The sequence below is a fragment of the Nonomuraea terrae genome (assembly GCF_004348995.1).
Lineage (GTDB): Bacteria > Actinomycetota > Actinomycetes > Streptosporangiales > Streptosporangiaceae > Nonomuraea > Nonomuraea terrae.
In genome coordinates this window covers 80,872-97,205 of record NZ_SMKQ01000009.1, presented here as the reverse complement: position 1 = coordinate 97,205, position 16,334 = coordinate 80,872, and the positions used below count along the sequence as shown (strand labels likewise).

The 16,334-nt window shown below is 72.5% G+C and carries 19 protein-coding genes and 1 riboswitch; of the genes, 10 read left to right on the top strand and 9 right to left on the bottom strand.

Annotated elements, in window-relative coordinates; genetic code table 11:
- The 3 genes from E1286_RS05990 to alc form a co-directional block, all read left to right on the top strand.
- On the top strand, positions 1 to 375 hold a 375-nt coding region (locus E1286_RS05990; RefSeq protein WP_165969598.1), incomplete at its 5' end, for a glycerate kinase.
- The gene (allB, locus tag E1286_RS05985) at positions 372 to 1,682 is read left to right on the top strand and encodes an allantoinase AllB (protein ID WP_132609506.1); all 1,311 of its coding nucleotides are present in this window, start codon (positions 372 to 374) and stop codon (positions 1,680 to 1,682) included. The genes E1286_RS05990 and allB, both read left to right, overlap by 4 nt.
- Positions 1,683 to 2,627: an allantoicase gene (gene alc, locus E1286_RS05980; protein WP_132609504.1), complete on the top strand. Its 945-nt coding sequence runs from the start codon at positions 1,683 to 1,685 to the stop codon at positions 2,625 to 2,627.
- Between the two features lie 17 nt (positions 2,628 to 2,644).
- On the opposite strand, the gene pknB is transcribed toward alc, so the two are convergent.
- From pknB to E1286_RS05960, 4 genes are all read right to left on the bottom strand, one after another.
- Positions 2,645 to 4,570, bottom strand: coding sequence for a Stk1 family PASTA domain-containing Ser/Thr kinase (gene pknB, locus E1286_RS05975; RefSeq protein WP_132609502.1), 1,926 nt, complete (start codon positions 4,568 to 4,570; stop codon positions 2,645 to 2,647).
- 126 nt (positions 4,571 to 4,696) lie between these two features.
- Positions 4,697 to 5,452 carry a thiazole synthase gene (locus tag E1286_RS05970; RefSeq protein WP_111177076.1) on the bottom strand — a complete coding sequence of 252 codons (756 nt, stop codon included), beginning with the start codon at positions 5,450 to 5,452 and terminating at the stop codon, positions 4,697 to 4,699.
- On the bottom strand, positions 5,445 to 5,645 hold the full coding sequence (thiS, locus tag E1286_RS05965; protein WP_132609500.1) for a sulfur carrier protein ThiS: 201 nt from the start codon (positions 5,643 to 5,645) through the stop codon (positions 5,445 to 5,447). Before thiS ends, E1286_RS05970 begins: the two co-directional genes overlap by 8 nt.
- Complete coding sequence (locus E1286_RS05960) at positions 5,642 to 6,847, bottom strand: FAD-dependent oxidoreductase (RefSeq protein ID WP_165969597.1); 1,206 nt, start codon at positions 6,845 to 6,847, stop codon at positions 5,642 to 5,644. Before E1286_RS05960 ends, thiS begins: the two co-directional genes overlap by 4 nt.
- Positions 6,816 to 6,931: riboswitch (TPP riboswitch) on the bottom strand. Its footprint overlaps the gene before it by 32 nt.
- Positions 6,932 to 6,990: 59 nt before the next feature.
- On the opposite strand from E1286_RS05960, the gene E1286_RS05955 reads away from it, so the two are divergent.
- The 3 genes from E1286_RS05955 to thiE are packed head-to-tail and all read left to right on the top strand — an operon-like array spanning position 6,991 to position 9,175.
- Complete coding sequence (locus E1286_RS05955) at positions 6,991 to 8,154, top strand: NAD(P)/FAD-dependent oxidoreductase (protein ID WP_132609496.1); 1,164 nt, start codon at positions 6,991 to 6,993, stop codon at positions 8,152 to 8,154.
- Between the two features lie 30 nt (positions 8,155 to 8,184).
- Positions 8,185 to 8,559, top strand: coding sequence for an Rv2175c family DNA-binding protein (locus E1286_RS05950; protein ID WP_132609494.1), 375 nt, complete (start codon positions 8,185 to 8,187; stop codon positions 8,557 to 8,559).
- On the top strand, positions 8,537 to 9,175 hold the full coding sequence (gene thiE / locus E1286_RS05945) for a thiamine phosphate synthase (protein ID WP_132609492.1): 639 nt from the start codon (positions 8,537 to 8,539) through the stop codon (positions 9,173 to 9,175). Before E1286_RS05950 ends, thiE begins: the two co-directional genes overlap by 23 nt.
- Positions 9,176 to 9,227: 52 nt before the next feature.
- Here the strand turns inward: thiE and E1286_RS05940 are convergent, their stop codons facing one another.
- Positions 9,228 to 10,295, bottom strand: coding sequence for a polyprenyl synthetase family protein (locus E1286_RS05940; protein ID WP_165969596.1), 1,068 nt, complete (start codon positions 10,293 to 10,295; stop codon positions 9,228 to 9,230).
- A 93-nt stretch (positions 10,296 to 10,388) separates the two neighbouring features.
- Here E1286_RS05940 and metF point away from each other — a divergent pair, with 93 nt between their 5' ends.
- The gene (gene metF, locus E1286_RS05935; RefSeq protein ID WP_132609490.1) at positions 10,389 to 11,309 is read left to right on the top strand and encodes a methylenetetrahydrofolate reductase [NAD(P)H]; all 921 of its coding nucleotides are present in this window, start codon (positions 10,389 to 10,391) and stop codon (positions 11,307 to 11,309) included.
- A 154-nt stretch (positions 11,310 to 11,463) separates the two neighbouring features.
- Here the strand turns inward: metF and E1286_RS05930 are convergent, their stop codons facing one another.
- Positions 11,464 to 12,036 (bottom strand): GNAT family N-acetyltransferase, encoded by a 573-nt coding sequence (locus E1286_RS05930; protein ID WP_132609488.1) that lies wholly within the window; start codon positions 12,034 to 12,036, stop codon positions 11,464 to 11,466.
- 10 nt (positions 12,037 to 12,046) lie between these two features.
- Positions 12,047 to 12,523, bottom strand: a complete 477-nt coding sequence (locus tag E1286_RS05925) for a YbaK/EbsC family protein (RefSeq protein WP_132609486.1) — start codon at positions 12,521 to 12,523, stop codon at positions 12,047 to 12,049.
- 91 nt (positions 12,524 to 12,614) lie between these two features.
- Between E1286_RS05925 and E1286_RS05920 the strand changes: the two genes are divergently transcribed.
- Entirely contained in the window at positions 12,615 to 13,505 is an 891-nt protein-coding gene (locus E1286_RS05920) for a L,D-transpeptidase family protein (protein ID WP_132609484.1), read from the top strand.
- Positions 13,506 to 13,547: 42 nt separating this feature from the next.
- Here E1286_RS05920 and E1286_RS05915 read toward each other — a convergent pair whose 3' ends face one another.
- Both E1286_RS05915 and E1286_RS05910 read right to left on the bottom strand, forming a co-directional pair.
- Positions 13,548 to 14,072, bottom strand: coding sequence for a hypothetical protein (locus E1286_RS05915; RefSeq protein WP_132609482.1), 525 nt, complete (start codon positions 14,070 to 14,072; stop codon positions 13,548 to 13,550).
- Between the two features lie 68 nt (positions 14,073 to 14,140).
- Positions 14,141 to 14,770 carry a TetR/AcrR family transcriptional regulator gene (locus E1286_RS05910; RefSeq protein WP_132609480.1) on the bottom strand — a complete coding sequence of 210 codons (630 nt, stop codon included), beginning with the start codon at positions 14,768 to 14,770 and terminating at the stop codon, positions 14,141 to 14,143.
- 95 nt (positions 14,771 to 14,865) lie between these two features.
- Here E1286_RS05910 and E1286_RS05905 point away from each other — a divergent pair, with 95 nt between their 5' ends.
- Both E1286_RS05905 and E1286_RS05900 read left to right on the top strand, forming a co-directional pair.
- Positions 14,866 to 16,056, top strand: a complete 1,191-nt coding sequence (locus tag E1286_RS05905) for a cytochrome P450 (protein WP_132609478.1) — start codon at positions 14,866 to 14,868, stop codon at positions 16,054 to 16,056.
- A gap of 6 nt (positions 16,057 to 16,062) precedes the next feature.
- Positions 16,063 to 16,254 (top strand): ferredoxin, encoded by a 192-nt coding sequence (locus E1286_RS05900; protein WP_132609476.1) that lies wholly within the window; start codon positions 16,063 to 16,065, stop codon positions 16,252 to 16,254.
- The last annotated feature ends 80 nt before the right edge of the window (positions 16,255 to 16,334 follow it).

Here is a 16,334-nt window from a genome sequence, read left to right as displayed (position 1 = left end):
GCGCTGGCGTTCCTGCACGCCGAGATCCGGCCCGGCATCGACTACCTGCTCGACCTGCTCGGCTTCGGCGAGGTGGTGCTCGGCGCGCGGCTGGTCGTCACGGGGGAGGGCTCGCTGGACGCCCAGTCGCTGCGCGGCAAGGCCCCCGTCGGCGTCGCGCAGGCCGCCGCCCGGGCCGGCGTGCCCGTCGTGGCCGTGTGCGGCCGCCGTACGCTCACCGACGCCGAGCTGAAGGCGGCCGGCATCGAGGCCGCGTACGCGCTGACGGACCTCGAGCCCGACCCCGAGCGGTGCATGGCCGAGGCCGGCCCGCTGCTCGAACGCCTCGCCGCCCGCCTCGCCGCCGACCGCCGCCTCGCGGAGGGCGCCGCGTGAGCGCGTACGACCTCGTCGTCCGCTCGCGCAGGACCGTCACGCCCGAAGGGGAGCGGGCCGCCGCGGTCGCCGTGCGCGGGGAGACGATCGCGGCCGTGGCCGGATACGCCGACCCGCTGCCCGCCGCCGAGGACGTCGACCTGCGCGACCTGGCCCTGCTGCCCGGCCTGGTCGACACCCACGTGCACGTCAACGAGCCGGGCCGGGCCCACTGGGAGGGTTTCGCCTCGGCCACCAGGGCGGCCGCCGCCGGAGGCGTCACCACGCTCCTCGACATGCCGCTCAACGCGTTGCCGCCCACCGTCAGCACCGAGGCGCTCGACGCCAAGCTGCGGGCGGCCGAGGGGAGGTGCCACGTGGACGTCGGGTTCTGGGGCGGAGCCGTGCCGGGCAACGTCAAGGAGCTGGCGCCCCTGCACGAGCGCGGGGTCTTCGGGTTCAAGTGCTTCATGGCGCCGTCGGGGGTGGAGGAGTTCCCGCCGCTCGGCGCCGGGGAGCTGCGCGGGGCCCTGGAGGAGGTCGCCGGGTTCGGCGGGACGATGGTCGTGCACGCCGAGGATCCGGCGCTTTTGCGCGAGCCGGGCGGGCCGACGTACGCGGAGTTCCTGGCCTCGCGGCCGGGGGAGGCCGAGCGCGGCGCGGTCGAGCGGCTGGTCGCGCTGGCCGCGGAGACCGGCGCCCGGGTGCACGTCCTGCACGTCTCCAGCGCCGCCTGCCTCGACGTCCTGGAGGACGCGCGGGCGCGGGGCGCGGCGGTCACCGCCGAGACCTGCCCCCACTACCTGACGCTGGCGGCCGAGCAGGTGCCCGAGGGGCGCACAGCGTACAAGTGCTGCCCGCCGATCCGTTCGGAGGCCAACCGTGACCTGCTGTGGGACGGCCTGGCCAGGGGAGTGCTGAGCTGCGTCGTCTCCGACCACTCGCCGTCGCCGGCCGACCTGAAGGTGCCCGACTTCGCCGCCGCCTGGGGCGGCATCGCCTCGCTGCAGCTCGGCCTGTCCGCGGTCTGGACGGAGGCCGCGCGCAGGGGTTTCGGGCTGGAGGACGTCGTCCGCTGGATGTCCGCCAATCCCGCCGCAATGGCTGGTATTTCGCGAAAAGGCGGGATAAAGGTGGGCAATGATGCTGATCTCGTCGCCTTCGACCCCACGGCGGCCCACGTGGTCGACGCCACCCGCCTCCACCACAAGAACCCCGTCACCCCGTACGACGGCCGCACCCTCACGGGCGTCGTCCTGACCACCTGGCTGCGCGGCCGGCCCGTGGACGGCGAACCGCACGGACGATTCCTCTGGAGGGCTCACTAGATGCCCGGATTCACCGCCCTGCCCGACCTCGCCCTGCGCACCTTCGGCGGTGCGGTCGTGGCCGCCAGCGACGAGTCGTTCGCCGAGAAGGAGAGCCTGATCAGGCCCGGACGCCCCGGCTTCAGCCCGGAGACGTTCGGCAGCAAGGGCCAGGTGTACGACGGCTGGGAGACCCGCCGCCGCCGCGAACCCGGCCACGACTGGGCCCTCGTCCGCCTCGGCGTGCCGGGCGTGATCCGCGGCGTGGTCGTCGACACGGCCTGGTTCAAGGGCAACTACCCGCCGCACGCCTCCGTCGAGGCGGCCTCGGCCGAGGGACACCCGTCACCGGCCGAGCTGCTGGAGGCCCGCTGGACGGAGATCGTCCCGCTGTCCGCGCTCAACGGCGACGCCGAGCACCGCTTCGAGGTCGCCGACGGGACCCGCTACACCCACGTACGGCTGAACATCCATCCCGACGGGGGCGTCGCGCGCCTGCGCGTGCACGGCGAGGCCCGCCCCGACCTGTCCGTCCACGACGGGCTCGGCCTCGACCTGGCCGCGCTCGCCAACGGCGGCCTGGTCACCGACTGCTCCAACGCGTTCTACTCCGCGCCCAACAACGTCATCGCGCCCGGCCTGGCCCGGCACCAGGCGGAGGGCTGGGAGACCGCGCGGCGGCGCGAGGGCGGCAACGACTGGCTGGTCATCCGGCTGGCCGGGCGCGGGGTCATCAGGCTGGCCGAGATCGACACCACCAACCTGCTGCACAACGCGCCGGGCGCGGTGGCGCTGACCGGCCTGGACGGCGAGCGCGAGGTGCCGCTGCTGCCCCGCACCCGCCTGCAACCCGACACGCCGCACCGCTTCCGCCTGGCCCACCGCGACCCGGTCACCCACGTACGGGTGGACATCCATCCCGACGGTGGCCTGGCCAGGGTGCGCCTCCACGGCCATCTGGCCTGAGAGGGCCCCTGAGGGAGCTACTGCCAGAGGTAGACCGTCGTGCCCGGCGGGCGCTCGCTGTTGGGCAGCGGCCGCTGGAACTGCACCACGCCGCCGTTGCCCAGCCGCTGCACGCGTACCTTGAAGCCGAGCGCCTCCAGCTCGGCCTTGGCGTCGCGCACGTCCTTGCCGATCACCCCGGGCACCAGGGCGAACTGCTGGTCGTCGCGGGCCTCGGAGTCGTCGTCGCCGTCACCGTCGCGGTCGCCGCCGCGGAACCACTGCCAGAAGTCGACCTGGCAGCGCGACACCGTGACCATGACGGGCGCGCCCTGGTCGACCTCGGTCTTGGCCTTGGGCGACTGGGCGATGACGGTGCACGGCTCGGCGTCGTCGTCGACCTCGTTGACCTGCACCTGGAAGCCCTGGGCGCCGAGGTAGCCGGCCGCCTCGTCCTTCGGCATGCCGGACACGTCGGGCATGACCAGACCGGCGCTGACGAAGATGTCGACCTTCGCGCCCTTCTTCACCTTCTCGCCCACCTGCGGGGACGTGCGGATGACCTTGTCGCGCTCCACCTCGTTGTTGGCCAGGCGCTTGACCGAGCCCACGGTCAGCCCGGCGGCGGCGATGGCGGCGCGCGCGTCGTTGCCGTTCATGTTGGCGACGTTGGGGACGACGATGCGCTCAGGCCCGAGCGAGAGCGTCAGCGTGACCGTGGAGCCCTTCTCCAGCTGCACCTCGGCCCCCGGGTCGGTGGCGATCACCAGGCCCTCGGCCACCTTCTCGCTGTACTCGCTCTCGCCCTTGCGCGCCTGCAGGCCCAGCGCGGCGATGTTCTTCTCGGCCACCGCTAGGTTCTGGCCCGCGACGTTGGGCACGCCGACGAGCTCGGGCCGCGAGAAGAACCAGCCGGTGAACCCGACCGCGACCACCATCACGGCCGCCAGCGTCACCAGGAGCCAGTGGGGACGGAACCCGCGCCGCTGCGGCACCTCGGCGCGCGGCTGGATGAGGGTGTGGCCCGGCGCGGCCTGCGGCACGGAGGCGGCACCGGATACGGCGAAGTGCTGCGGCGGCAGCGAGTGCGCGCCGGACACGGGCGGGGTCGTCGTGCGCGGCAGCGCCCGATGGGACTCCACCGCCCGCACGAGCATCGCGGTCGCGTCCTTCGGGCGGTCGGCCGGCTCACGCGCGGTCGCGTGCGCCACCAGCGCGTCGACCAGCTGCGGCACCTCGGGCACCAGCGACGACGGCGCCGGCACGGTGTCGTGGACGTGCCGGTAGGCCACCGACATCGGCGTCTCGCCGTCGTACGGCTGCTCCCCGGTCACCAGCTCGAACAGCATGATGCCCGCGGCGTAGACGTCGCTGCGCACGTCGGCGGCACCGGTCATCACCTGCTCGGGCGCCATGTAGCCGATCGTGCCGATCATCATGCCGGTACGGGTCTGGTTGGTCGCCTCGATCGCCCTGGCCAGGCCGAAGTCGACGACCTTGACGCGGCCGTCGTCGGTCATCAGGACGTTCTCCGGCTTGACGTCGCGGTGGACCATCCCGGCCTGGTGGGCGGCGCCCAGCGCGGCGAGCACCGGGATCAGGATCTCCAGCGCCTCGCGGGCGGGCAGCCGGCCCCGCTGGCGCAGGATGTCGCGCAGGGTGCGGCCGGGGACGTACTCCATCGACAGGTAGACGACGTCGTTGTCGGTGCCCTGGTCGAAGACGTGCACGACGTTGGGATGGGAAAGACTGGCGACCGACTTGGCCTCGCCGATGAACCTCCGGACGAACGCGGGGTCGGCGGCCAGCGAGCGGTGCATGACCTTCAGCGCCACCGTCCGGTCGAGACGGATGTCGAGCGCCAGGTAGACGGTAGCCATACCGCCCTGGGCGATCCGGCTCTCGATGCGGTAACGCCCATCGAGGAGTCGACCGACCAGCGGGTCCGCAGTCGTCGTATCCACCCCGCTGAGTTTACGGGCGTTTTGCCACTGGCAGGGCCCCACCGCCCGAAACCGATGCGGAGACGTGCCTCTCGGCGTGTCCCCGCACCGGTTCCGGCGTCGGTCTCCGCCTCGGACAGGATCGCGTCACGGCGTCATCGGGGACGACGCCTCGGCGTAGCGGCGGCGCGGGATGCGCCCCGCCTGCCGAGCCAGCCGCCCCGCCCTGACGGCCTCCTTCATGGCCGCCGCCATGAGGTCGGGCCGCTGCGCCCGGGTGACCGCCGTGGCCAGCAGGACGGCGTCGCAGCCCAGCTCCATCGCGAGCGCCGCGTCGCTGGCCGTGCCGATGCCGGCGTCGAGGATCACGGGGACCGAGGCGGCCTCCACGATCAGCTCGATGTTGTGCGGGTTGCGGATGCCCAGGCCCGAGCCGATCGGCGCGCCCAGGGGCATCACTGCCGCGCAGCCGGCCTGCTCCAGCCGCCGCGCCAGCGCCGGGTCGTCGCCGATGTACGGCAGCACCACGAACCCGTCGGCCACCAGCCGCTCGGCCGCGTCGAACGTCTCGATCGGATCGGGCAGCAGGGTCCGCTCGTCGGCGATGACCTCCAGCTTGACCCAGTCGGTGCCGAGCGCCTCGCGCGCCAGCCGGGCCGTCAGCACGGCCTCGCCCGCGGTGAAGCAGCCCGCCGTGTTGGGCAGCACCTTGATGTCGCGCCGGCGCAGCACGTCGAGCACGGAGCCGCGCGCGGCCGGGTCGAGCCGCCGCATCGCCACCGTGGTCAGCTCGGTGCCGGACGCCGCCAGCGCCTGGTCGAGCACCTCCAGGGAGGGCGCGCCGCCGGTCCCCATGATGAGCCGGGAGGAGAACTTCTCCCCGGCGATGATCAGATCATCCACCTTGCACCGCCGTCAGCACCTCCATGCGGTCACGGTCGCGCAGCGCCGTCGTCTCCCAGGCGCCGCGCGTGACCACCTCGTCGTTCACGGCCACGGCCACTCCGGTGGTGGCCGAGGTCAGCGTGCGTACGGCCTGCGCCACGGTGATGCCGTCGGCCACCTCGTGCGCGGACCCGTTGATGGTAACAATCATGAAAATTCCCGAAACCTCCCAGGCGCGCACAGGGCCGCCAGCTCGCTCTCCTCGCCCAGCAGGATCGCCGTCGTGAGCGGCGCCAGCAGCACGCCGCCCCGGTGGTGCCCGGTCGCGTACACCAGGCCCGGCGTCCCGCTCGGCCCGATGACGGGCAGGTTGTCCGGGGTGCCCGGCCGCAGCCCCGCCACCACGTCGGCGACCTCCAGCTCGGTGACGCCCGGCACCAGCTCCCTGGCGTCGCGCAGCAGCTCGTAGAGCCCACCGGCGGTCACCTTCGTGTCGAACCCCATCTCCTCCTGCGTGGCCCCGACCACCAGCTCGCCGTCACCCCGGGGGACGAGGTAGACGGAGGAACCGTGGACGGTGCCGCGTACGCACCGGCCGAGCAGCGGCTGAGGCGACCGCAACCGAATGATCTGCCCCTTCACGGGCCGCACCGGCACGTCGGCCAGCCCGGCGCTCCAGGCCCCGGCGGCCAGCAGCACCCGCTCCCCGCGCACCTCGGCGGGCACGTCACCGCCCGGCTCCAGTCGTACTCCGACGACGGCGTCGCCCTCGTGCAGCAGGCCGGTCGCGCGTGCCCGCACCAGCGGGACGCCGCGCCGCTCCAGAGCGGTCAGCAACGCCGCCGTGACGCGGCGCGGGTTGACCCAGGCGTCGTCCGGCGCCAGCAGCCCGCCCCGTACGGACGGCGCCAGCATCGGCTCCAGACGGCGGCACTCCCGCCCGGTCAGCCGCTCCACCGGCAGCCCGAGCTTGTCCATGAACGCCGCCAGCTCCTCCAGCGCGGCCAGGTCGTCGGCCCCGAACGCCACGTCGAGCGTGCCGTCGGCCCGCAGGTCCAGCCCCCGCCCAGGGGGACCGCCCTGCGCCAGCCGGAGCCCCACCGCGTGTCCCGCGCTCTCCTGGCCTCCGGCCTCCAGGCCGGTCGTGCCCAGCCCCGCGTCGGCGGCCAGCTCGGCGGCGAAGGCCGGCCAGCGGCGCAGCGAGGCCACCCCGAGCCGCAACAGCGGCGCCTCGGTGTACGTCACCTCGCTGACCGGCGCCAGCATCCCCGCCGCCGCGTAGGAGGCGCCCGAGCCGGGCGCCGGGTCGATCACGGTGACCGGCCGCCCCTCGCGCGCCAGCCGCCAGGCGACGGACAGCCCGACGACCCCGCCACCCACGATCACATCCACCTGCGCTCCCTTCGCCGGCATGATCCGGATCAGGTGTCTTGCGGTCGAAGGCCCGTGCAGCCTTCCTCTCAGCCCGGTACCGGCCGGACTCCCGCGCGTCTTACCGCCCCCAGCCTACGGCCTCGGTGCGGCGTCCGGGCAAGCCCCCCGTTAAGGTCATCACCGTGGAGCATGTCGTCGTGGTTGGAGCGGGCCTGGCCGGACTGCGCACGGTGGAGGCCCTGCGCGCGCACGGCCACGCCGGCCGCATCACCCTCATCGGGCGCGAACGCCACCGCCCGTACGACCGCCCGCCCCTGTCCAAGGCGGTGCTGTCCGGCAAGGCCGACACCAGCTACGTCGAGACCGACCTCGCCGCGCTCGGCGTCGAGTTCCGCCCAGGCGTCGAGGCCAAGTCGCTGCGCGAGGGCGTCGTCGAGACCACCGAGGGCGAGCTCGGCTACGACGGCCTGGTCATCGCGACCGGAGCGGACCCGATCCGGCTGCCGGGCGACGGCCCCCAGCACGTCCTGCGCACCCTCGACGACGCCCACGAGCTGCGCGCCATGCTCGTCCCCGGCGCCCGCGTCGCCGTCATCGGCGCCGGCTGGATCGGCGCGGAGGTGGCCACCGCCGCCCGCCGCGCCGGCTGCGAGGTCACGGTCATCGAGGCCGCCGAGGCCCCGCTCGCCACGGCCGTCGGCACGGAGATCGGCGCCCGCACCGAGCGCTGGTACGACGGCATCGACCTGCGGCTCCGCACCATGGTCGAGTCCGTCGAGGAGGGCGGCGTGCGCCTGGTGGGCGGTGGGTTCGTCGAGGCCCACGCCGTCGTCACCGGCATCGGCGTGCGCCCGGCCGTCGAGTGGCTGGCCGACGCCGACATCGACCTGCACAACGGCGTGGTCGCCGACGAGCACCTGCGCGCCTCGCTGCCCGGGGTGGTGGCCGTGGGCGACTGCGCGGCGTGGTGGTCACGGCGCTGGCAGACCAGGCTCAGGGTCGAACACTGGGACACCGCCCTCAACGCCCCCGACGTGGCCGCCGCGACGCTGCTGGGTGAGCAGGCCGTCTACGACCCCGTCCCCTACTTCTGGTCGGAGCAGTTCGGCCACATGGTCCAGTACGCCGGCCACCACCCCGCCGGCCGGCGGCTCGTCCACCGGGGCGAGCCCGAGGGCAAATGGTCGGCCGTCTGGCTCACCGCCGGCGACACCATCGCCGCGGTTCTCGCCGTCGACCGGCCGCGCGACGTCGTCCAGGGGCGCAGGATCATCGAAGCCGGTCATCGCGTGGACACGGAACGCCTGGTAGATCCACAGGTATCCCTACGAGATTGTGTTGTTTGAGCAAGCACGGCATGTGGTAGTTGTGGGACCGTGACGCTTTCTGTTGCACAGATCGACCGGGAGACCGAGGCACTCGTCGACGAGTGGCTCACGCTCCCCGAAGTGGCCCAGCGCCTCGATCTCTCGATCGGCCGGGCCAAACAACTGCTCAAGGATCACAAGCTCCTCGGCGTCCGCCGGGGCAGCGGCGGGCCACAGGTGCCCGCGGTGTTCCTCCAGGGAAAGGACGTGATGAAGGGCCTGCCTGGCACGCTCACCGTGCTCCAGGACGCCGGTTACGACGACGCCGCCGCGTTGCGCTGGCTCTTCACCCCCGACGACTCGCTGCCCGGCTCGCCCATCGAGGCGATCAAGGCCGGCCGCCACACAGAGGTCAAGCGGCGTGCCCAAGCCCTCGCTTTCTGAGGCCCGCCTCTATCTCTGCACAGACGGCCGCCGCGACCGCGGCGACCTGGCAGAGTTCCTCGACGCGGTGCTGGCCGGCGGAGTGGACATCATCCAGCTGCGGGAGAAGGGCCTGGAGGCGCGCGACGAACTCGCGCTGCTCGAGGTCTTCCGCGACGCCTGCGACCGGCACGGCAAGCTGCTCGCCGTCAACGACCGGGCGGACATCGCCTACGCCGCCCGACCCGACGTGCTCCATCTGGGGCAGGACGACCTTCCCGTGACGGTCGCGCGAGAGATACTCGGCGACGACATCGTCATCGGACGGTCCACCCACTCCGCCGCCGAGGCCTCCGCCGCGGCCGTGGAGGAGGGCGTCGACTACTTCTGCTGCGGCCCCGTGTGGCCCACGCCCACCAAGCCCGGCCGCCCGGCCCCCGGCCTGCCGCTGCTCGACCACGCGGCGGCGCTGGAGGCCACGCGGCCCTGGTTCGCCATCGGCGGCATCGACCTCGACACCCTCGACGAGGTCATGGCCCGCGGAGCGAGCCGGGTGGTGGTGGTCCGGGCCATCACCGAGGCCGACGACCCCGGGGCGGCCGCGGCGGAGTTCGCCAAACGCCTTTCGTCCCGCTGACCATGAAAAGGCGCCCGCCCGGCGATCCGGGCGGGCGCCTTTCGCTTTCTTCTCACATGGTGCGCGAGGTGGCGGCGATGGCGAGCTCCTTGAGCGCCGTACGCGCCTCCGGCGTGACGGGGGCCGCCTCCAGCGCCGCCAGCGCCTCGCCCAGATACTCGCCGATCAGCTCCTCGCACTCCCGCAGCGCCCCGGTGTCCCCGATGATCCGCCGCAGCTCCTCCACTCCGCTCTCGTCCAGCGCGGGGTCGCCGAGCAGCCGCCGCACCGTCGCCGCGTCCTCGGCGGAGGCCGCCGCCAGGGTGCGGGCCACCAGCATCGTGCGCTTGCCCTCGCGCAGGTCGTCGCCCGCCGGCTTGCCGGTCTGCGCCGGGTCGCCGAACACGCCCAGGATGTCGTCGCGCAGCTGGAACGCGATCCCGACCCGCTGCCCGTAGCCGGTGCACAGCTCGTCCATCCACGGCTCCAGCCCGCGGCCGGCGAGCGCCAGCCCGAGGCGGAGCGGATGCTCCACCGAGTACTTGCCGCTCTTGTACAGCGCCACCCGCAGCGCCGACTCGAACGTGTTCTCGCCGTGCGCCTGCTCCAGCAGGTCGAGGTACTGGCCGCACATCAGCTCGGTGCGCATGTGGTCGTGCAGCGGCTGGGCCGCCTCCAGCGCCTCATGTGGCAGGCCGCTGGCCCGCCACATGTCGGCCGACCAGATGAGCAGCAGGTTGCCCAGCAGGATCGCCGCGCCCTCGCCGAACTGCGCGGAGGAGCCGTGCCAGCCGGACTTCTCGTGCATCGCCTGGAAGCGGCGGTGCGCGGACGGCATGCCGCGGCGCAGGTCGCTCTTGTCCATCACGTCGTCGTGCACCAAAGCGCTGGCCTGCAGCAGCTCCAGCGAGGCGGCGGCGGTGAAGATGCCGGGCTCGTCCGTGCCCCCGGCGCCGCGCCAGCCCCAGTAGCAGAACGCGGGCCGCAGCCGCTTGCCGCCCGCGAGCAGCTCGTCCGCGGCGGTACGAAGGGGCCGGAACTCCGGCTCGCCACCCGAGGGCAGCTGTCGTTCGACGAACTCTCCGAGAACCTGTTCCACGTGCGTGCGCAGGGTGCCCATGCCGGCGGCGTCGTTGGTCATGTATTGAGACTAATGGTCGGATCCCGGATTGGGATCTCCACAGCGGAGCCCTTGGCCCGGCGCACCGCGAGAACGTACCTGTACCCTTGCCCCATGGCGCTTGGTCGACCTTCCATCCGGCCCGATCGGGTTCCCACCGTCCGCGAGTTGCTCGCCTCCGGTGGGCGTTCGTTCTCGTTCGAGTTCTTCCCGCCGAAGACCGACGAGGGCGCGCGCCAGCTCTGGCGCGCGATCAGGGAGCTGGAGTCGCTGCGGCCCACGTTCGTCTCGGTGACGTACGGCGCCGGCGGTTCCACGCGCGACCGCACGGTCGACATCGTCGAGCGGATCGCCCACGACACCACGCTCACCCCCGTGGCCCACTTCACCGCGGTCAACCACTCCGTTCGCGAGCTGCGCCACCTCGTGGGCCGCTTCGCCGACGCCGGGGTGCGCAACATGCTCGCCGTGCGCGGCGACCCGCCCCACGACCCGATGGGCGAGTGGGTGCCCCACCCGGAGGGTGTGCTCTACGCCGAGGAGCTGGTACGGCTGATCAGGCAGGCGGGCGACTTCTGCGTGGGCGTGGCGGCCTTCCCCTACAAGCACCCGCGATCGCCGTCCATCGAGTCCGACACCGAATACTTCGTGCGCAAGTGCGAGGCGGGGGCCGACTACGCGATCACCCAGATGTTCTTCGAGGCCGACGACTACCTGCGGCTGCGCGACCGGGTGGCGGCCAGGGGCTGCGAGACGCCGATCATCCCGTGCATCATGCCGGTCACCCAGATGAGCACGATCGCCCGCTCCGAGCAGTTGTCGGGGGCGCCGTTCCCGGCCGGCCTGGCTGCCCGGTTCGAGGAGGTCGAGGACGACCCGGCGGCGGTGCGGCGGCTCGGCATCGACCACGGCGCCGCGATGTGCCAGCGGCTGCTCGACGAGGGCGCGCCCGGGATCCACTTCATCACGTTCAACCGGTCGAGCGCCTCGCGAGAGGTCTTCCAGCGGCTGGAGCGCGTGCCGCTGTCGGCCTGAGCCTCGGGGTGCTCGTCACCCGCCCGCAGGGGGACCGGGCGGGTGACGAGCAGGGAGCGTAGCCTCTCGGTAAAGGGGCGGTCACTATCTGTCATGGATGGTGCCCTCGGTCACGCTCGGCAAACCCGCCGGTCACAACTTGCTCAGGAAACGCTCAAGAGAGCGGGAGCGGACGGCCCGCGATCACGTACTCCTCGTGGCCGCCCGGGAAGACGAACTTGGTCAGCAGGTCCGTGAAGCCCATGCTGGCGTAGAGGTGGCGGGCGGCCGTCGGCTGGTCGTGCGTCGACAGCACGGCGGAGCGCTCGGGGCGGCCGGCGCACAGCGTGCGGATCATCGCGCGGCCGATGCCCTTGCCCTGGTAGTCGGGGTGCACGTGGATCTCGGCCAGCTCGAACGCGTACCCGAGCCAGGCGTCGGCAGCCTCCCGGCCCATCTTGTCGACCAGCCCGCGGTGGACCACGTCGTGCCACCACTGGCCGGGCTCGCCCCTGAAGCCGTACGCGAAGCCGACGACCGTGGGCTCCGGGGCCGGCCAGTCGGTGGATGACTCACGCAATTCCGCGAAATAGCACTGGAAACGGGGATATGTTCCGTGATTGCGCATGATGCTCATCCGGCCGGCGATCTGCTCGGCCGGCGGCCTCATCGCCGCCGCGTAAATGCCGATCACCGTTTCCAGCCGCTCGGCGAACTCCTCAGGGCCGGCACCCCGAAACTCGATCACGCGTCGCACACTACTCGACGTCCACCGGCGTTCCCCCGGTGATGCCCACGAGCTCGTCGAACGTCGTGGGGAACACGGTCGACGGATGCCCGCCCGCCGCCCAGACCACGTCGTGCTTGCTCAGCCAGTTGTCCACCAGGGTGCGCACGGGCGCGGGATGCCCGACCGGGGCGACGCCGCCGATGGGCTGCCCTGTGGCGGCGCGGACGAACTCCGGCGTCGCCCGGCGTACCCGCTGGACGCCCGCCGTGCGGGCGATCAGCTCGACGTCGACGCGGTGGGCGCCGCTGGTGAGCACCAGCAGCGGCTCGCCGTCGGCGTCGAAGATCAGGCTGTTGGCGATGGCCCCGACCTCGCATCCGAGCTGGGCCGCCGCGGTCGCGGCCGTGGGCGCCCTCTCCGGCAGCACCACGATCTCGCCGTTGGCTCCGCGTTCACGCAGCGCGGACTCCACGAGGACGGCGTTCGCCGGCAACTTCTCAGACATGGAGACACTCTAAAGGGGTTGGCGACGCCTTACCGGTTCATGGTGAGTGATGTAAGGTCATTTGATCTGTTCGTGATGGATGGTGGTGCACATGGTGGCTCGACTGCTGCCCCGGGTGGCCGCACTCCTGACGGCGGGCCTGCTCGCCGTCCCGGCCTGCGGGGCGCAGGCCGGGCAACGCCCCGATGCGTCACCGGCCGCGATGCGGCTCGGCCCCGCCGCGCCGTCCGTAACACCTGACGGCTTCCCCGCGCCGTCCGTAACACCTGACGGCTTCCCCGCGCCGTCCGCGGCCTCTGACGGCGCCGCCGGGCGCGACACACCCCCGCCGGTCACCGCGCCGCGCAAGACGTTACGGCTGGGCGCCGACGGGCAGGCCGTCACCTGGCTGCAGAAGCGCCTCATCGGGCTGGGCTACCGCCCGGGCGAGGCCGACGGCCAGTACGGTCCCACCACGCTCGCGGCTGTGTGGGCGTTCCAGAAGGTCAACGGCATCAAGCCGACCAGCACCGTCGCCCGCCGCACGTGGGAGGCTCTGGAGACCCCGAAGACGCCGCGCGTGCTGGCCCCGCGCGGCCGGGGGACCCGCGCCGAGGTCGACCTCACCCGGCAGATCATGGTCCTGTACGTCGGCGGCGAGGTGGAGCTGATCAGCCACATCTCCTCCGGCAGCGGCATCCCCTACTGCGAGACCGCCACCTGGCAGGGCAGTGAGCAGGAGTTCTGCGGCTCGGCCAGTACCCCCACCGGCAACTACCGCACGACGTGGCGGGTGAGCGGCTGGCACCGGTCCTACCTGGGCGAGCTGTACAACCCGATCTTCTTCAACGGCGGCATCGCCTTCCACGGGGCGCTGTCAGTCCCGCTCCACCCGGCCTCGCACGGCTGCGTACGCCTGCCGATGAACGTCGCGGAGGAGCTCCCCGGCAAGCTCGGCAAGGGCGTCCCGGTCCACGTCAGAGGCAAGTTCCGCAGCGCCTGACGCCGCGCTCGCGCCAGGCCCGGCCGGGCGTTCGCCGACGTCTCAGGCGCGGGACGCGGCGGCCCGCCGGCCCTGGGCGGCCGCCAGCGGCAGGCCCACGGCCTGGGCCAGCCCGGCGGCCAGCAGGAGGAAGGCCGTGGCCGAATGCCAGGCGGGCAGGCCCGCGGCGAAGTCGGGCACGTCGTACAGGCTCGCCAGCAGCTTCACGGGGTTGACCAGCGCGACGGCGAAGCCCAGCACGTACGGGACGATCAGCGTGCCCGAGAGCACCAGGAGAAACGCTCGCCCTCGGCCGTGGCGCCGCAGCAGAAGGCCGATCACCACGTAGGCCAGCGCCACCACGCCCACGAGCAGGGCCGTCCACCAGGTCACCCGCCAGGCGTCGAGGCCCAGCGACGTCATCCCGTCGGCGTCGATGCGGCCGCCCTCCCACCCGGGGCCCGAGATCTGCGCCCGCACCGCCGCCTGGACGGCCACGTGGCCGGCGCCCGCGTACGCCGCCGCCAGGACCGGCCCCAGGGCCAGCAGGACGAGCCCGGCCGGCCGGCCGCGATCGCTCCCCGCCATCCGCACTCCTCCCGCCCGCCTTGCGCGGCATGGTCACGACACATGCTTCCATGATCGGCGGCGGTGGATCACCCCGCAGGGTTCTTCTCGACGCCGCCGGGGGAGCGCAGGCCGGAAAGAGCCACCTCGGCCGCGCGGCGGCCGGTCTCGTACATCGCCCGCAGCGAACGCTCCTCCTCCAGGTTGGCCACGACCGCCACCTGGACCGCGCCGACCATCGCCCCGACCGCGGCCGCCGCGTCCACCGGCGTCAACTCCTCGGGGAACGCCTCGTGCAGCGCCTTGGCCAGCTTCAGCTGGGTGTCGAACAGCACCAGCAGCGCCCGTGCCTGCAGCGCCGGCTCCTCCAGGACGAGCCGCAGCCGCAACCGGGCGCCCTCGAACGTCATGTTCTCCTCGGAGGTCGCCCAGAGCAGGCTCTCGTCGATGATCCGCACCAGCAGACCGGTCACCGTGTCGCCGGGCTGCCGGCCCGCCAGGATGGCCGTGGCCAGGTCCAGCCGCTTCGCCGAGTCGTGGAAGACGACGTCCTCCTTGCCGGCGAAGTAGCTGAAGAACGTCCGCGTCGAGACGTCGGCCGCCGCCGCGATCTCCGCGAGCGTCGTCTCCTCGAAGCCCTTCTCGCTGAACAACCGGAGGGCGGCCTCGATCAGCGCCTGGCGCGTGCGCTGCTTCTTGCGCTCCCGCAGTCCGACCATGCCGGAACTATACTGCACGGCCTTATTTTTTTCGTCCATTGAAATTTTGCAATCGTTGAGGTTTCCTGGGAGAGGAGCGAGGAAAGGAGCCGAACATGTCCCATCTGTCCCTGCCCATCACCCGTCAGCGGCCACTCGATCCGCCTGACGAAGTCTCCGGCCTGCGGCAACAGGGCGCGATGCACCGCATGACGTTCGCCGACGGCCACCTCGGCTGGCTGGTGACGGGATATGCGGCGGCCCGCGCGGTGCTGGCGCACCCGCACTTCAGCAACCGGCCCGACCGGTTGCACCCGCTCGTGCCGAACCGGATGGAGCTGGCCAAGCGGGGGAAGACGCCGGTGCCGCGCGGCTTCTTCCTGCGGATGGACCCGCCCGGCCACACGCGCTACCGCAAGCTGCTGACCGGGCAGTTCACCGTGCGCCGGATGAAGATGCTGGAGCCGAGGATCGCGGAGATCGCCGACGCCTGCCTGGACGAGATGGAGGCCGCCGGCGGGCCGCTCGACCTCGTCGAGTCGTTCGCGCTGCCGATCCCGTCGCTGGTGATCTGCGAGCTGCTCGGGGTGCCGTACGAGGACCGCGCGCAGTTCCAGGCCGACTCCGAGATCCTGCTGAACCTGGAGACCGAGGCAGAAAAGGCGCTGGCCGCGATGGGCCGCATCTCCGCCTACCTGTACGAGCTCATCCAGCGCAAGCGCGAGGAGCCCGCCGACGACCTGCTGAGCGGGCTCGTCGAGGGCGGCGAGCTCGACGACGAGGAGCTCACCGGGGTCGCCTTCCTGCTGCTGGTGGCCGGGCACGAGACGACCGCCAACATGCTGGGGCTCGGGACGTACGCGCTGCTCATCAACCCTGACCAGCTCGCCGCCATGCGCGACGACCCGTCGGTGGCGGAGAACGGCGTCGAGGAACTGCTGCGCTACCTCACGATCATCCACCTCGGCCCGCTGCGCTCGGCGCTGGAGGACGTCGAGATCGAGGGCAAGTTGATCAAGGCCGGCGAGACGGTGGCCGTCCACCTGCCGGTCGCCAACCGCGATCCCGAACGCTTCCCCGACGGGGACCGCCTCGACGTCGCCAGGCCCGCCGGCGGGCACCTGACCTTCGGTCACGGCATCCACCAGTGCCTCGGCCAGCAGCTCGCACGCGCCGAGATGCGCATCGCCTTCCCCGCGCTGCTGCGCCGGCTGCCTGGCCTACGCTTGGCCGTATCACCGGAGGAGGTGCCGATGCGATCCGACATGAGCATTTACGGAGTGCACCGCCTCCCTGTCACTTGGTAGGTCGCCATGAAGATCAAGGCAGATACGTCGGTGTGCATCGGCGCGGGCATGTGCGCGCTGACGGCCCCGGAGGTGTTCGACCAGAGTGAGGAGGACGGCACGGTGGTGCTCCTGCAGGAGTCGCCACCCGAGGATTTGGAGGAGGCGTCCCGCCGCGCCGTCACTTTGTGCCCCTCAGGCGCCCTGTCACTCGAGTAACCACCCGGCGGATCCCACGGGGGCCGCTCCGGAACACCACTGAGCGCCCGGGCCGTTGCCGGTCGGCGAACGCACCTTCA

Excerpts from the sequence above, each read along its gene's own strand:
- E1286_RS05905 (WP_132609478.1), top strand. The coding sequence starts at position 14,866 with ATGTCCCATCTGTCCCTGCCCATCACCCGTCAGCGGCCACTCGATCCG.
- E1286_RS05915 (WP_132609482.1), bottom strand. The coding sequence starts at position 14,072 with ATGGCGGGGAGCGATCGCGGCCGGCCGGCCGGGCTCGTCCTGCTGGCC.
- E1286_RS05910 (WP_132609480.1), bottom strand. The coding sequence starts at position 14,770 with ATGGTCGGACTGCGGGAGCGCAAGAAGCAGCGCACGCGCCAGGCGCTG.
- E1286_RS05925 (WP_132609486.1), bottom strand. The coding sequence starts at position 12,523 with ATGTCTGAGAAGTTGCCGGCGAACGCCGTCCTCGTGGAGTCCGCGCTG.
- E1286_RS05940 (WP_165969596.1), bottom strand. The coding sequence starts at position 10,295 with ATGACCAACGACGCCGCCGGCATGGGCACCCTGCGCACGCACGTGGAA.
- E1286_RS05960 (WP_165969597.1), bottom strand. The coding sequence starts at position 6,847 with ATGCCGGCGAAGGGAGCGCAGGTGGATGTGATCGTGGGTGGCGGGGTC.
- E1286_RS05920 (WP_132609484.1), top strand. The coding sequence starts at position 12,615 with ATGGTGGCTCGACTGCTGCCCCGGGTGGCCGCACTCCTGACGGCGGGC.
- thiS (WP_132609500.1), bottom strand. The coding sequence starts at position 5,645 with ATGATTGTTACCATCAACGGGTCCGCGCACGAGGTGGCCGACGGCATC.
- E1286_RS05900 (WP_132609476.1), top strand. The coding sequence starts at position 16,063 with ATGAAGATCAAGGCAGATACGTCGGTGTGCATCGGCGCGGGCATGTGC.
- alc (WP_132609504.1), top strand. The coding sequence starts at position 1,683 with ATGCCCGGATTCACCGCCCTGCCCGACCTCGCCCTGCGCACCTTCGGC.
- metF (WP_132609490.1), top strand. The coding sequence starts at position 10,389 with ATGGCGCTTGGTCGACCTTCCATCCGGCCCGATCGGGTTCCCACCGTC.